The following is a 14,408-nucleotide window of genomic DNA, read 5'->3' on the forward strand; positions in this document are numbered from 1 at the left end:
AATTCCGGTTTGTTGTAAGGAAGGGGAGCTATAACTTGATCAAGTCCAAATATAATTGGAAATGTCAGCAATCAGAGCGGCAGATGGCTGAGCAGCTTGCAAAGGATATGAAGATATCGGTTGTTTTTGCTGAGCTGCTTCTTCGTCGTGGATTGGCAGACCCGGAGTCGGCCGATAAATTTATTCGCGGGAGCTTTGGAGATCTTCATGATCCTTACTTGTTAAGCGGGATGAAAGAGGCTGTTCCGCGGATTCGGCGTGCCATCGAGACGGGTGAGCATATTCTGATATATGGAGATTATGACGCAGATGGCGTCTCGTCCACTTCGCTAATGATAAGGTTAATGCGCCACCTGGGTGCTTCTTTCGATTATTACATCCCCCATCGTTCCAAAGAGGGGTATGGACTGCATATTCATGCCATTGATGAGGCAAAACGAAATGGAGTATCCCTAATTATAACAGTAGATACCGGGATAAGTGCTGTGGAACAGATCCAGCATGCTGGGGAACTTGGAATAGACGTCATAGTTACAGATCACCATGAGCCTCCGGCTCAGCTTCCGGGGGCCTTTGCTCTGATTAATCCCAAGATTCCAACCTGTCCCTATCCTTTTAAGGGACTGGCCGGTGTGGGAGTAGCCTATAAGCTGGCGTCTGCACTTATACAGGAAGTGCCTATAGATTGGCTGCAGTTAGTTGCCTTAGGAACCATTGCGGATTTGATGCCTTTAGTGGATGAGAATCGCGTTCTGGTCAGTCGGGGGCTGCAGTCCATGTCGGATCATCCTATAATCGGGGCTGCCGCACTGCTAAGGGTAGCAGGAGGGAAAGAGAATTCGGTTAACTCCACCACGGTAGGATTCAGTATGGCGCCTCGTATTAATGCGAGCGGGAGACTCAGTCATGCCAAGCGCGCAGTGGGCCTGCTCACAACAGAAGATCATGACGAAGCAGAAGAAATTGCAACTGAACTGGATCTTCTTAATCGCGAGCGTCAGCAGATGGTAGAGAATATGGTACAAGAGGCTGCTGAGCGTGTGGACAATGATATCCAGAACGGAAAGAAAATTCCTGACGTCATAGTGATCGCGGGAGAAGGCTGGAATGTTGGTGTCGTAGGAATTGTTGCTTCCAAAATTCTGGAGCGCTATTATCGTCCGACAATTATTCTGGGGATAAATCCCGACACGGGAGAATGTAAGGGCTCTGCCCGTTCAATCCCTGGATTCGATCTGTATGAAGCCCTTACCGAATGTGCAGACCTTCTGGATCATTACGGAGGACATACAGCAGCAGCGGGAATGTCCTTGCATAAGGATGCGCTAGACGCATTCGAGCGGCGGCTCAATGAATATGCGGCAACCATTTTGAATGAGGAGCACTTTATTCCGGTTATTACAGCTGATCTGGAGTGTACATTGGACGAGATTACTATTCCCTTAATTAGAGAGCTTGAGGCCATGGCTCCTTTCGGTATGGACAATCCGTGTCCCCGTATGATGATTCGGGGTGCATCTCTAGTTGAGAGCCGCAAGATGGGAAGAGAGAGCAATCATCTGAAGCTTGTCTTAAGGCAAAATGATGCGGTTATGGAAGCAATAGCTTTTGGCAAAGGATATCTAGCGGACTTTCTGATAGAAAGTGCTCGTATTGACCTTGTAGTTGAGGCCGGGATTAACGAGTGGAATGGGGCTGTCAAGCCTCAGCTGATGATTCAGGATTTGGCTGTTTCTCATTTACAGATATTTGACTTCAGGGCATCCTCATCACCGCTGAGTCGTATAGATGAATTCACGAGGAAGCTGGAAGGGCTTGGTTCCGGGCAGTCTACTCAGACAGCTGCTGTATGCAGGCAGACCTCCGCTGAACGCTTCCGTAGAAATTTGGTGGATACTCCGATTTGGGTATATGATGGAGACGCTGGATTAATCCAGTCTTCCGGAATTCCCGATAATGATAAAGATTGCGTTTCAGTCACCAGTGTATTCATGCTTGAGCTTCCGGAGACAGCGGAACAACTAGATTCCATATTGGCTTCTTTTCCACAGCTTGAGCGTGTTATATTAGTTCATGGACAACAGGACAAGCATGAACGGGTTGAGATTCCTACAAGAGACAGCTTCAAAAGGGTGTATGCAATGATTCGTCAGTCTTCATCTGCATCCATGACAGAGGAGCAGCTTCTGAGCCGCTTAGTCCGTCAGACAGGAATGTCTAACCGAATGATTAGACTGGTCTTGGAAGTGTTTGAAGAACTCCAATTCCTAAGCAAGGATAACGGCAGATTTATGCTTAATCCTAACCCGTCCAAACAGCCATTAGAAAGCTCATCCAGGTATAGAAGGATTGGTTCAATGGCTGAGATGGAGCATATGCTGTTAAATGGGAAAGCTGCCCAAGTAGCAGCATGGATGTTAGCTAGGAATACAGGGGTGTCCTGAATCCGGCTTGTGCAAGTCACCTACAATTCAGATTGGTTAAGACTAGAAGGAGAGATTACAATGAATTTCAAAGATTATATCCGAGTGATTCCAGATTTCCCGCAACCGGGAATCAGCTTTAAAGATATTACAACACTGCTAAATGACGGAGACAAATACCGCCAAGCCATTGATGAGCTTAAGAAAATGGTTTCTCATATGAAAATCGACCTGATTGCCGGTCCAGAAGCTCGTGGATTCGTGGTTGGCGCACCGCTTGCGTATGCTTTGGGTGTTGGCTTTGTGCCTATTCGCAAGAGCGGTAAGCTTCCTTCAGATACCATTGAGATCGAATATGATCTGGAATACGGTAAAGACCGTCTGGCTATGCACAGTGATGCCATCAAGCCAGGCCAGAATGTCCTGATTGCGGATGATCTCCTGGCAACAGGCGGCACAATCTCTACTTCAGTACAGTTGGTCAAGCAGCTCGGAGGCAACATTGCAGGAGCCGCATTCCTGATTGAGCTTGCAGACTTGAACGGACGCGCGAAGCTGCCGGGTGTTGATATCGTATCTTTGGTTACTTATTAATCATGAAATGGAATTAGGTTGACTTTCCCGGGAAATATTCATTCGGAGAGTCAACTCATCCGCCTTAAAGGCAGAACAATTAATAGAGCCCGTCAAAAACAGAACATTCTGTTTTTGACGGGCTCTATTTGTGGTTGTTTGATAACAATTAATGCTGCGCTTCTTCCTTGTCATTCGACAGTCCCAGCACTTCAATCAGCTTGAAGAACAGGGAGAACAGGATACCGACAATGGTCGCTAGAGCCATTCCTTTAAGTTCAACGGTACCGATTGTAAGCTTGGCGCCGCTGATTCCGATCACAAGGATCACGGTAGCAAGAATCATGTTGGTTGCTTTAGAGAAGTCGACTTTCTGTTCAACGAAAATTCTAAGACCTGAAGCAGCGATTACGCCGAAGAGCAGCAAAGAAACTCCGCCCATAACAGGCGTGGGAATGTTGGCAATAACAGCCGAGAATTTCCCTGAGAAGGAGAGCAGGATTGCAAAGATCGATGCTCCTCCAATGACGTAAATAGAGTACACTCTCGTCAGTGCCATAACTCCAATGTTCTCACCATAGGTGGTGTTTGGAGTAGAACCGACAAAACCGGACAGGATGGTCGAGATCCCGTTACCGAGCAGCGAACGGTGAAGTCCTGGATCTTTGGACAAATCCTTACCCACAATATTGCTGGTCACAAGAAGGTGTCCAATATGCTCTACGATTACTACCAGCGCGACGGGAATAATCGCAATAATCGCCGACCAGTCCCAATGAGGTGTTGATACTTTAGGCCATGAGATCCAATCCGCCTTAGCAATAGCTGCCGTATTCACCTTCCCTAAGCCGTAGGCGAGCAGGTAACCTGTGACAATTCCGATCAGGATATGAATAATCTTGGGGAATCCTCTAAACAATACTGCACCCAGAATGGTTACTCCCAAGGTTACGAGGGAGAGGAGAATCGAGGTCGTGTCAGGAACCCATGCCTTGGTAGGATCAGAATTAATAATACCCGCCATGCCTGCTGCTACCGGAACAAGCTCGAGACCAATGATGGCCACGATGGCTCCCATTGCCGCCGGAGGGAACACCACATTGATCCAGGAGGTTCCCGCATATTTAACGAGAAGACCTACAAGGACAAAAATCACGCCTGTAACAATAAAAGCTCCCAGTGCCAAACTGTATCCATTTCCAGGATGAGATGCCAGCACACCCAGCACAGGGGATATAAAGGCAAAGCTTGATCCCAGATAGGCAGGGATTCTGCCCTTACATATTAGGATGTACAGCAGAGTTCCGATCCCGTTCATCAGCAGGATCATTCCCGGGTCTACGTGGAACAGATTGGGCACCAGCACGGTGCTGCCGAACATGGCGAACAAATGCTGCAGGCTCAGTAATATCCCCGGCCCAAAGGGTACTTTCTCATTCACTTGTATTTCGCGTTGCAAAATTAAAGTCACTCCTCTTTTTTATGCTTATGTGGAATGAACTAAAGAGTTAAGAAGTCGACACGCAGTCTTTAGTCCAATCCACATAGTCTGTGCATCTTTAATAGATTAATGACATCATCGACATTTTACAACAACAAAATCAAGAAATTCCCTCATTTCTAGCAAATCACCTGTATCATTGCAGGCTCAAGAGTTGACGTGGTACCTCCCAAGCGTCATAATTATAGAAAATAAAAATAGGGATACGGCTTCGTGAAGAGGCGTATGCCTTGTTACCAGGAAAGGAAACGAATAAGATTCAATGGGCATTGAGCGATTACTCGAGAAGGCATCTGCCTACATTAACGAACAGGATATAGTCTGTATCAGGGAAGCCTATGATTTCGCTGAACAAGCCCATCACGGACAAGTGCGGAAATCCGGCGAACCTTATATACTGCATCCGCTGGCGGTTGCAGAAATTGTCGTGGGCATGCAGATGGACTCCTTGTCCATTATCGCAGCTCTGCTTCATGACGTCGTTGAAGATACTACCGTATCTCTTAAGGAAATCAAGGAGAAGTTCGGCAGCGACTGTGCCATGCTCGTGGACGGCCTGACGAAGCTTGAACGAATCCGGTTTCAATCCAAAGAAGAGCAGCAGAATGAAAATTACCGCAAAATGTTCATTGCGATGGCACAGGATATCCGGGTCATCGTTATTAAGCTTGCGGACCGGCTGCATAATATGCGGACGCTTAAGTATCAGTCTGAGGAAAGCCAGCGCAGAATTGCCTATGAGACGCTGGAGATCTTTTGCCCGATTGCACACAGACTGGGTATCTCGGCTATCAAATGGGAGATGGAGGATATTTGTTTAAGATATCTGAACCCCCAGCAATATTATCGCATTGCTAATCTGATGCATAAGAAGCGCGCTGAACGCGAGGAATATATTGAGAACGTAATTTCACGAATATCTGAAAAGCTGGCGGAGATGGGGATCTCAGCGGATCTCTCAGGCCGTCCTAAGCATTTATATAGTGTATATAAGAAAATGTCCACGAAAAATAAGCAGTTCAACGAGATTTACGATCTGCTTGCGATTCGTATTATTGTTGATAATATCAAAGATTGCTACGCTACTTTGGGAATTATTCATACCTTGTGGAAGCCGATGCCGGGCAGGTTCAAGGATTATATCGCCATGCCAAAGGCGAACATGTATCAATCTCTTCACACCACCGTTGTGGGACCTACCGGGGAACCGACCGAGGTGCAGATTCGGACTTATGAAATGCACAGAACCGCGGAATTCGGTATCGCGGCACACTGGGCTTACAAAGAGGGCTCCGAGAATGCGGGACCTCAAAAAATGCCGTTCTTCAGAGAAATCCTTGAGCTTCAGCATGAAGCTAAGGATGCTTCTGAGTTCGTAGAGTCACTCAAGATGGACTTCTTCTCCGACCTTGTCTTTGTATTTACTCCGCAAGGGGAAGTTATTGAGCTGCCAGCCGGTTCTGTGCCGCTCGACTTCGCTTACCGGATTCATACCGAGGTAGGGAACAGAACCATTGGCGCCAAAGTGAACAGCCGCATCGTTCCCCTTGACCACAAGCTGAAGACCGGGGACATTGTGGAAATTCTGACTTCCAAGCACTCCTATGGACCGAGTCAGGACTGGCTCAAGATTGCCCAGTCTTCTCATGCACGGAGCAAGATCAAGCAGTGGTTCAAGAAAGAAAAGCGGGAAGAGAACGTGGAGAAGGGCCGGGAAGCGATCGAGCGCGAGCTCAAACGCGCAGGAGTTGATCCGTCCCAGTACATGTCTGACGACAAACTGATGGAAGCGGCCAAGAAATTCGCTTTCAACGATGTCGAAGATATGCTGTCGGCTGTCGGCTTTGGCGGCCTTACCGCGTCCCAGGTGTGTACCAAGGTTACGGAGAAGCTCCGCAAGGAGCAGGATGAGGCAGGCATTATCCAGTTGACCTCGGAAGTCAAAGAGATGAAAGCCCCATCTGCGGAGAAGAAACGCCCGACGAACGGGGTAACCGTTAAAGGTATCGATAACCTGCTTGTGCGGTTCGCCAGATGCTGCAATCCGGTTCCCGGTGATGATATCGTTGGTTATATTACACGCGGCCGCGGTGTCTCGGTTCACCGGACTGACTGCCCGAATATTCCTTCCCAGGAAGATGGGGAAGAAGCGGCAAGGGTGATCGAGGTTGAGTGGGAAGAATCCATTGAGGCCAACTACAGCGTGGATATCGAGATTACCGGACACAGCCGCCGTGGACTGCTAAATGAAGTGCTTCAGGCTGTCTCGGAGAGCAAGACGAATATGTCAGCCGTATCCGGACGTTCGGACAAGAACAAGATGGATTTGATTCACATGACGATTCTGATCCGCAATACAGAGCATTTACAATCCGTAGTCGATAAAATTAAGCGGATCAAGGATGTTTATACCGTTCACCGGATTATGCAATAAAGGGGCAGCTTAAGACATGAAAGTGGTTATACAGAGATGTAAGCAGGCTCAGGTTAAGGTTCAAGATGAAATCGTCGGCGCGATCGGACCGGGGCTGATGCTGCTTGTAGGCATAACGCACGACGACACGGAGAAGGATGCCGTGTATCTCGCCGATAAGATTTCTGGTCTTCGGATTTTTGAAGATGACAACGAGAAGATGAATTTGAGTGTCCAGGATATGGCGGGGAGCATTCTCTCGGTCTCGCAGTTCACACTCTACGGTGACTGTCGTAAGGGCAAGCGTCCTAACTTTATGGCTGCGGCCAAGCCTGAGACGGCCGAGGTGCTCTATGAGCGGTTTAATGAGCTGCTAAGGGCTAAAGGCCTTGAGGTTCAGACAGGTCAATTTGGAGCAGATATGGACGTGGAGCTGACCAATTGGGGACCTGTAACGATTATATTGGAGAGCCCGCAACCTTAGGTGGCTCAAATGGTGGCATGTTGTTAATATTGCAGAACCGCTACTCCTTCGGGAGGAGTGGTTTTTTTGTTGTCTGCAGCAGGGGACTTTAGCCGAATAACAAGTCTGGCTTGTTATAAACGACGGTCAATCGGGTAATAACAAAACGAAGAGCTGTTACGGAAAGGAGATTGACAAGGCGATGAGCAAAGTAGCTTTTTTACTGGCCAATGCGTTTGAAGATTCCGAAATGCAGGTTCCTTATGACGAAGTAAAGAAAGCCGGACATGAGGTTGATATTATAGGATTAAAAGCGGGAGAAGCACTTAAGGGTAAGCAGGGCAAGGCCGAGTATACTACCGATAAAGCCATCTCGGATGTAAATGCGGCGGATTACGATGCTGTCGTAATACCTGGAGGTTCCTCTCCTGAGAATCTTCGCCTGGATTCTGATATCCTAAGCTTTGTGAAGAAAGCTGATGAAGCTAAGAAGCCGATTGCGGCTATCTGCCATGGGCCTCAAATTCTGATCAGTGCCGGACTTGCCAAAGGACGTACATTAACCTCATATCCACCTTTGAAGGATGATGTAGTTAACGCCGGGGCGAATTTTGAGGATAAAGAAGTTGTCGTGGACGGGAACTTCATATCTTCGCGTACCCCTAAAGATGAACCTGCATTTGTGCGGGAAATACTAAGGAAGTTATCGTAACTGAGGAGTTAGAAGGCTTACCATTCCAATGTGACAAAGGAGAGATTTATATGAGTAAACATATTCAAGCTTATTTTGAGACGGAAAGCCAGGCTGAAGGGGCCAAAACAAGTTTGCTCTCTTTCGAAACGGAGCATTTGGAGACTGGGGCCTTGGAAAACACACTCACAAGCAATAACAATCTGCTCGGACCTGTAATATCGGCGAATAACCTGGGAACAACGATTGTTGGAGGTGCTGTTCTTGGCAGCGGAGCATATGGGGCTTCCGGGTTCACAGGCACGAATGGTCCTCAGGCGATTATTCCACTGGCTGCTCTGAATGACGAGGCGAACGATGGAACAGATAATGGTTATATAAATACAGCGAATGATGAGCACCAGCGTGACCGTCGTGAAGATACTCAGGTCTCATCGAGTTATAACTACGACGATCTGAAATATGTGCTCAGTGCTACGGTCAAAGAGACAGAAGTGGAGGGTGTTATTAACAAGCTTCGCTCCCAAGGAGCCTATGTGGAATTGCTTGATTAATGAAAACAGCACAATTGCTGTAAAACACAATTCTCGCTAAGGGGCCATGAACGGCACTGCTGCTTGGTACAAATCAAAACACCTTCAAGAGAATGAACTAATCTGTCGCAAGATAGGGAAGCTCACCTTGGAGGTGTTTTTGCGCTGGTTGTAAAAGTCATAACGATATCGATGAAGGTAAGGGATACTTTGGATCACTATTTATATAAAGCGCTTTCTTTTATGTAATACAACTGTAATCTGCTCTTCACGATTCCTTAACAAAGGCTGTCTATAATAAAAGCATGACCCCCTTTTAATATATCATGACTGGACCTGCGGCGATGCCGGCAGGTTTTTTTCTTTCTTAGAGTCTTGACTTTGTGTTCCACGTTTCTTACAATGAAAAAAACTTCTATGTACCATGAACCATAAAATAACTTCAATGACGGGACAAAGTAATCCAGCTCCAAGCCCACAGAGAGGAATTCCAGAACCTACTTGAGTGAAGCATTCACTTGAGGTGGTCAGGCTGTAAGAATTCCGGTGATGGCTGTATGAAAGACCTCCCAGAGAATCGTCAGCGAACGGGGAACATCCTCAGTAGCTGGAGACGTAGGCGGGCGTTAACCGTATAAAGCGGATACCAGTAAGTTGTATGTTCTTCTAATCCATCTATGATTAGTAAGTTAACTGAGGTTGTCCGGAATGTGGGTGGCACCACGAGTGATAGGATATCCAGTCTCTCGTCCCTGTTGTTATGACAGGGGTGGGGGACTTTTATTTTTTCACGGATATTGAGGTAAGCTTAAGTGGATTGAGCTTGCTGATCCGTTATTACGTTAACAAAGTGGAGGATAAACCATGGGCTTTCAAAAACCAACAGGCACTCAGGATCTGCTGCCCGGCGTTGTGGAGCGGTGGCAGTTCATTGAAGAGAAGGCAAGGGATCTGTGCCGGCGCTTTAATTACCGGGAGATTCGCACACCGATATTTGAACAGACATCCCTGTTCGAACGCGGTGTGGGTGAGACAACAGACATAGTGGAGAAAGAAATGTACACCTTCCTCGATAAAGGAGACCGCAGCATGACGCTGCGTCCGGAGGGTACCGCCGGAGTTGTTCGTTCTTACGTGGAGAACAAGCTGTACGGCGAACCTGATGTGAGCAAGCTCTATTATATTGGACCGATGTTCCGTTATGAGCGTCCACAGGCGGGTCGCCAGCGCCAGTTCCATCAGTTCGGGATTGAAGCCATTGGAGCGATTGATCCTGCGATCGATGCGGAAGTGATCTCGCTGGGATATGAGCTGTGCAGGGAACTCGGACTTAAAGGCGTCACGGCAGAGATTAACTCGGTCGGCAATCCTCAGAGTCGTGCGGATTACCGCGAGAAGCTGATTGCTTTTCTAACACCAATGAGAGAGACATTGTGCAAGGACTGCCAGTCCAGAATTGATCGTAACCCTATGCGGGTGCTCGATTGCAAGGTAGACCAAGCTAAATTCACAAATGCACCGTCCATTCTGGACAGTCTTGATGAAGAATGTCTAAGCCATTTCGAACAAGTGAAGACTTACTTGACCGAGATGGGTGTGGATTACACGATCAATCACCGCCTGGTACGCGGGCTTGACTATTACACCTTGACCGCGTTCGAGTATAAAGCCCAAGGCATTGGAGCCATTGATACCGTCGGCGGCGGCGGACGTTATAACGGCCTGGTCGCTGAAGTTGGCGGACCAGACCAGCCAGGCGTAGGCTTGGCGATTGGACTTGAGCGTATTCAGCTCATTCTTGAGAATCAGAACATCGAGATTCAAGGCATCAAGCCGCTTGACGTATATCTTGTTGCCCTTGGTGAGGAAGCCGATAAAGAAATCACCAAGCAGTTGTTCAAGCTGCGTCAAGTGGGTATCTCAGCAGAGAGGGATTATCTGGGCCGCAAAATGAAAGCCCAGTTCAAGTCAGCTGACCGTATGCAGGCCCGTTACACCGCCATCCTGGGCGATGATGAGCTGGCCCGCGGCGAGATCGCCGTTAAATTCATGGAGACCGGCGAGCAGCGTACTGTAAAGCTGGAGGATCTTGCGAACGAGTTGAAGTAAAGGGCTTACAGAGCCCAAGCGAATCCCGCAGGGAGAGCGCTCCAAGCAGGAAGTGGCAGTAAGGAGCTCTGCACATGAGCCCCAGTGAATCCCGTAGGGAGAGCGCTCCAGCACAAAGTGGCAGTAAAAAGCTCCACTACGAGCCCCAGTGAATCCCGCAGGGAGAGCGCTCCACGCACGAAGTAGCAGTAAGAAGCTCCGCACACGAGCCCCAGCGAATCTCGCAGGGAGAGCGCTCCGCGCACGAAGTAGCAGTAAGAAGTTCCGCGCACGAGCCCCAGCGAATCCCGCAGGGAGAGCGCTCCAACCACGTAGTGGCACTCAATATGCAGCACCAACGTAGAGCGGGTCCCAACGGGACGGCAAGCGGCTATTACGTCAACATATACATTAATGCACCAAATTATCACCATCCGCCGAGCTCATTCCCGTACCCAAGTACGAACAAAGCCAAGCGGGTCCCGCCAGGGACGACAAGCGAATCCATGCTCCCCCCAACCAAGAGACCGCCCACCTGGCTCCCACGACAAAATTCAGGGTGTCCAGAGGGCAGAGCCCTTGGGGCCCTCCCTTCTAGGGAGGGTTTGGGAGGGTCAACCACCATCCAAGGAGGAATATACAAGTGAAAAGAACACATCAAAGCGGCTCTCTGAGCAACGCGAACATTGGAGAAACAGTAACACTGAACGGATGGGTGCAGACTCGCCGTGACCTTGGAGGCGTGCTCTTCATCGACCTTCGTGACCGCAGCGGGATCGTGCAGGTCGTGTTTAACCCAGCATACTCCGGAGAAGCTCTCCAGATTGCTGACCGTGTCCGCAGTGAATATGTCATTGCCGTTCAAGGTAAAGTTGTCAAGCGTGCTGCCGAGACCGTCAACCCGAACCTGCCTACAGGTGAAATCGAAGTACAGGTTACTGAAATCGAAGTACTTAACGCAGCCAAGACACCTCCGTTCTTCATCGAGGATGGAGTAGAGGTAGACGAGTCCGTACGTCTGAAATACCGTTATCTTGACCTGCGCCGTCCAGAAATGCAAAAGACGCTGTGGATTCGTTCCAAAGCGGCTAAAGTGTTCCGTGACTTCCTGGATAAAGAACAATTTATTGAAGTAGAGACTCCAATTCTCACCAAGAGCTCACCTGAAGGCGCAAGAGACTATCTCGTACCAAGCCGGGTACATGCCGGGGAATTCTTCGCACTTCCTCAATCTCCGCAGTTGTACAAGCAGTTGCTGATGGTATCAGGACTTGAGCGTTATTATCAAATCGCTCGTTGCTTCCGTGATGAAGACCTTCGGGCAGACCGTCAGCCTGAATTTACACAGGTCGATATCGAGACCTCCTTCCTGACTCAGGATGAGCTGCTGGGCATGATGGAGCAGCTGGTGGTACGTGTATTCAAAGAGACGATTAATGTCGATATTGAAACCCCGTTCCAGCGTCTAAGCTATGCCGATGCTATGGGCAAATACGGTTCGGACAAGCCGGATCTGCGTTTTGGACTGGAGCTTATCCAGGTAAGTGATATTGTGGCCGCGAGCGGTGTTAAAGTATTTGCTTCCGTCATCGAAAAAGGCGGCGAGGTTAAAGTTCTGAACGCCAAAGGCTGCGGAACCTGGAGCCGTAAAGAAATTGACGATCTTGGCGTGTTCGCTGGACGTTATGGTGCCAAGGGTCTTGCGTGGATTCAGGTCAAAGATGGCGAGTTCAAAGGACCTATCGTGAAATTCTTTACACCGGAAGAGATCGAGGCCATTAAGGAGCGCACAGACGCTGAAGAGGGAGACCTGCTGCTCTTCTCCGCGGATACGAAGAAAGTGGTGGCAGATGTTCTAGGGAACCTGCGCCTCAAAATTGGACGTCAGCTGGGTCTGATCGATGACAGCAAATTTAAGTTTGCATGGGTTGTAGACTTCCCGCTTCTTGGTTGGGACGAAGAGCAGAAGCGTTATGTGGCTGAGCACCACCCGTTCACAAGTCCGCGTGAAGAAGATGTGGCTCTGCTCGATACAGATCCGGGTCAAATTCTTGCCCAAGCCTATGACCTTGTTCTCAATGGTTATGAAGTGGGCGGCGGTTCCATGCGTATCTACAAACGTGAGATTCAGGAGAAAATGTTCAGAGCACTGGGCATTTCCCCAGAAGAAGCACAGGATAAATTCGGATACCTGCTTGATGCATTCGAATACGGAACTCCTCCACACGGGGGAATGGCCTTTGGCTTCGACCGTCTTATTATGCTCTTAACTGGCCGTACGAACCTGCGTGAGACTATTGCCTTCCCGAAAACAGCAAGTGCAACGGATCTGCTGATGAACGCTCCTTCCGAAGTGGATGCAGCACAGATCGATCAACTTCACATCAAGCTGGCCAAAAAGCCGGTAGAAGAGAAGAAATAAATAACAATTTAACTTATCCCCCGGGTGATCTCTTTATCATTCGGGGTTTTTTGTATGGGCTTTGGGGAATTACAAAAAAGTAATTGACAATTATTTATCTCAGTGATTTAATCTAATTAATTGATGTAACGTTTAATCAGGTTAGGAGCCAACATGAACAATAAAGTATCAATCAAAGACATTGCCAGAATTGCAAACGTATCCATCGCAACCGTGTCGAATGTCATCAACGGAACAGGGAGGGTATCTGCCAAGACGATCAGCAGAGTGAATCAAGTCATACAAGAGCAGCAATATGTGCCGAGCGCTTCGGCGCGCAGCTTGAAGGACAAGAACTCACACCTCATTGCGATTGTTGTTCCTTTTATCGAGAAGGGGATGCTGCAGGATAATCTGTTTTATTGGGAGCTTGTTCGCGGTGTAGAGAATGGAGCTAGGCATCATGAAGTGCAGGTGATTCTGGTAGGTATTGAAGATGACGAAGACTTCTCATTTGTACGTCAACGCCACTTGGACGGAATGATCGTAGTTGGTGGATATGAGCAGTCGGATACGTACCGCAAAATATTAGATACGGGAATCCCTTGCGTTTTTCTGGATAGCCATTTAACTAATCCTGATTTGTATCAAATAGATCTGAATGATGAGGTTGGAGGATATTTGGGGACCAAACACTTAATTGGACTCGGCCACGAAGCAATTGGTGTGCTTACCGGAAAGCTGGAAGAGGGCGGGGTTAACTATCTCCGATACCAGGGCTACTTGCGGGCTATGAAAGAATCCGGCATAGAGAGCGATCCGAATCTTATATTTGAGCAGGCTTCCTCCATTCAAGGCGGATATCAGGCGGCACAGAAGATAGTTGGGTTTAAGGAGAGCATTAGCGCGATTTTTGCCTTTTCCGATGTTACCGCTATGGGTCTGATCCGGGGTCTGCATGATATCGGACTCCATGTCCCGAATGATATTTCAGTCGTTGGCTTCGATGATATCTTTTATGCTCATTACATGATTCCTTCATTGACCACAATCAAGCAGGATGTTGTGAGTAAGGGTCAGATCGCGGTAACGATGCTTTTGGATCAAATTAAGGGTAACAATTCCTCCATGAAACGGAGTGTCGTGCTTCCGGTAAGTCTCACAGTTCGCCAGAGCACGATTCCATACAAAAAATATAGTTAACCCTATATTTTTTTACTAGGTGATTAAACGATTAATCAAAATTCGAATTCTAAATTCTATGAAGGAGGTGATCCATTCGTCTGGGTTCTTAAATACAAAGAGAATTTCATAAAGTAAGT

The 14,408-nt window shown here is 48.2% G+C and carries 11 protein-coding genes; 9 read left to right on the plus strand and 2 right to left on the minus strand.

Annotated elements, in window-relative coordinates; all coding sequences use genetic code 11:
* The first annotated feature begins 35 nt into the window (after nt 1-35).
* A complete protein-coding gene (gene recJ, locus ACRRNK_RS06285) occupies nt 36-2,444 on the plus strand; it encodes a single-stranded-DNA-specific exonuclease RecJ (RefSeq protein WP_433945917.1) in 2,409 nt (802 codons plus the stop codon).
* 60 nt (nt 2,445-2,504) lie between these two features.
* The gene (locus ACRRNK_RS06290) at nt 2,505-3,017 is read left to right on the plus strand and encodes an adenine phosphoribosyltransferase (protein WP_433945918.1); all 513 of its coding nucleotides are present in this window, start codon (nt 2,505-2,507) and stop codon (nt 3,015-3,017) included.
* Between the two features lie 148 nt (nt 3,018-3,165).
* On the opposite strand, the gene uraA is transcribed toward ACRRNK_RS06290, so the two are convergent.
* Entirely contained in the window at nt 3,166-4,455 is a 1,290-nt protein-coding gene (gene uraA / locus ACRRNK_RS06295) for a uracil permease (RefSeq protein WP_433945919.1), read from the minus strand.
* Between the two features lie 304 nt (nt 4,456-4,759).
* On the opposite strand from uraA, the gene ACRRNK_RS06300 reads away from it, so the two are divergent.
* From ACRRNK_RS06300 to hisS, 5 genes are all read left to right on the plus strand, one after another.
* Nucleotides 4,760-6,931, plus strand: a complete 2,172-nt coding sequence (locus ACRRNK_RS06300) for a RelA/SpoT family protein (protein WP_433945920.1) — start codon at nt 4,760-4,762, stop codon at nt 6,929-6,931.
* A 16-nt stretch (nt 6,932-6,947) separates the two neighbouring features.
* Nucleotides 6,948-7,394, plus strand: a complete 447-nt coding sequence (dtd, locus tag ACRRNK_RS06305) for a D-aminoacyl-tRNA deacylase (protein ID WP_433945921.1) — start codon at nt 6,948-6,950, stop codon at nt 7,392-7,394.
* Nucleotides 7,395-7,575: 181 nt separating this feature from the next.
* A complete protein-coding gene (locus tag ACRRNK_RS06310) occupies nt 7,576-8,085 on the plus strand; it encodes a type 1 glutamine amidotransferase domain-containing protein (RefSeq protein WP_433945922.1) in 510 nt (169 codons plus the stop codon).
* A 50-nt stretch (nt 8,086-8,135) separates the two neighbouring features.
* On the plus strand, nt 8,136-8,618 hold the full coding sequence (locus ACRRNK_RS06315) for a hypothetical protein (protein ID WP_433945923.1): 483 nt from the start codon (nt 8,136-8,138) through the stop codon (nt 8,616-8,618).
* Between the two features lie 843 nt (nt 8,619-9,461).
* Complete coding sequence (gene hisS / locus ACRRNK_RS06320; protein ID WP_433945924.1) at nt 9,462-10,706, plus strand: histidine--tRNA ligase; 1,245 nt, start codon at nt 9,462-9,464, stop codon at nt 10,704-10,706.
* A 5-nt stretch (nt 10,707-10,711) separates the two neighbouring features.
* On the opposite strand, the gene ACRRNK_RS06325 is transcribed toward hisS, so the two are convergent.
* On the minus strand, nt 10,712-11,119 hold the full coding sequence (locus ACRRNK_RS06325; protein ID WP_433945925.1) for a hypothetical protein: 408 nt from the start codon (nt 11,117-11,119) through the stop codon (nt 10,712-10,714).
* A 209-nt stretch (nt 11,120-11,328) separates the two neighbouring features.
* Between ACRRNK_RS06325 and aspS the strand changes: the two genes are divergently transcribed.
* Entirely contained in the window at nt 11,329-13,107 is a 1,779-nt protein-coding gene (gene aspS, locus ACRRNK_RS06330) for an aspartate--tRNA ligase (RefSeq protein ID WP_433945926.1), read from the plus strand.
* 153 nt (nt 13,108-13,260) lie between these two features.
* Nucleotides 13,261-14,289: a LacI family DNA-binding transcriptional regulator gene (locus tag ACRRNK_RS06335; protein WP_433945927.1), complete on the plus strand. Its 1,029-nt coding sequence runs from the start codon at nt 13,261-13,263 to the stop codon at nt 14,287-14,289.
* The last annotated feature ends 119 nt before the right edge of the window (nt 14,290-14,408 follow it).

It is taken from the genome of Paenibacillus sp. SN-8-1, assembly GCF_050995535.1.
Taxonomy (GTDB): Bacteria; Bacillota; Bacilli; order Paenibacillales; family Paenibacillaceae; genus Fontibacillus.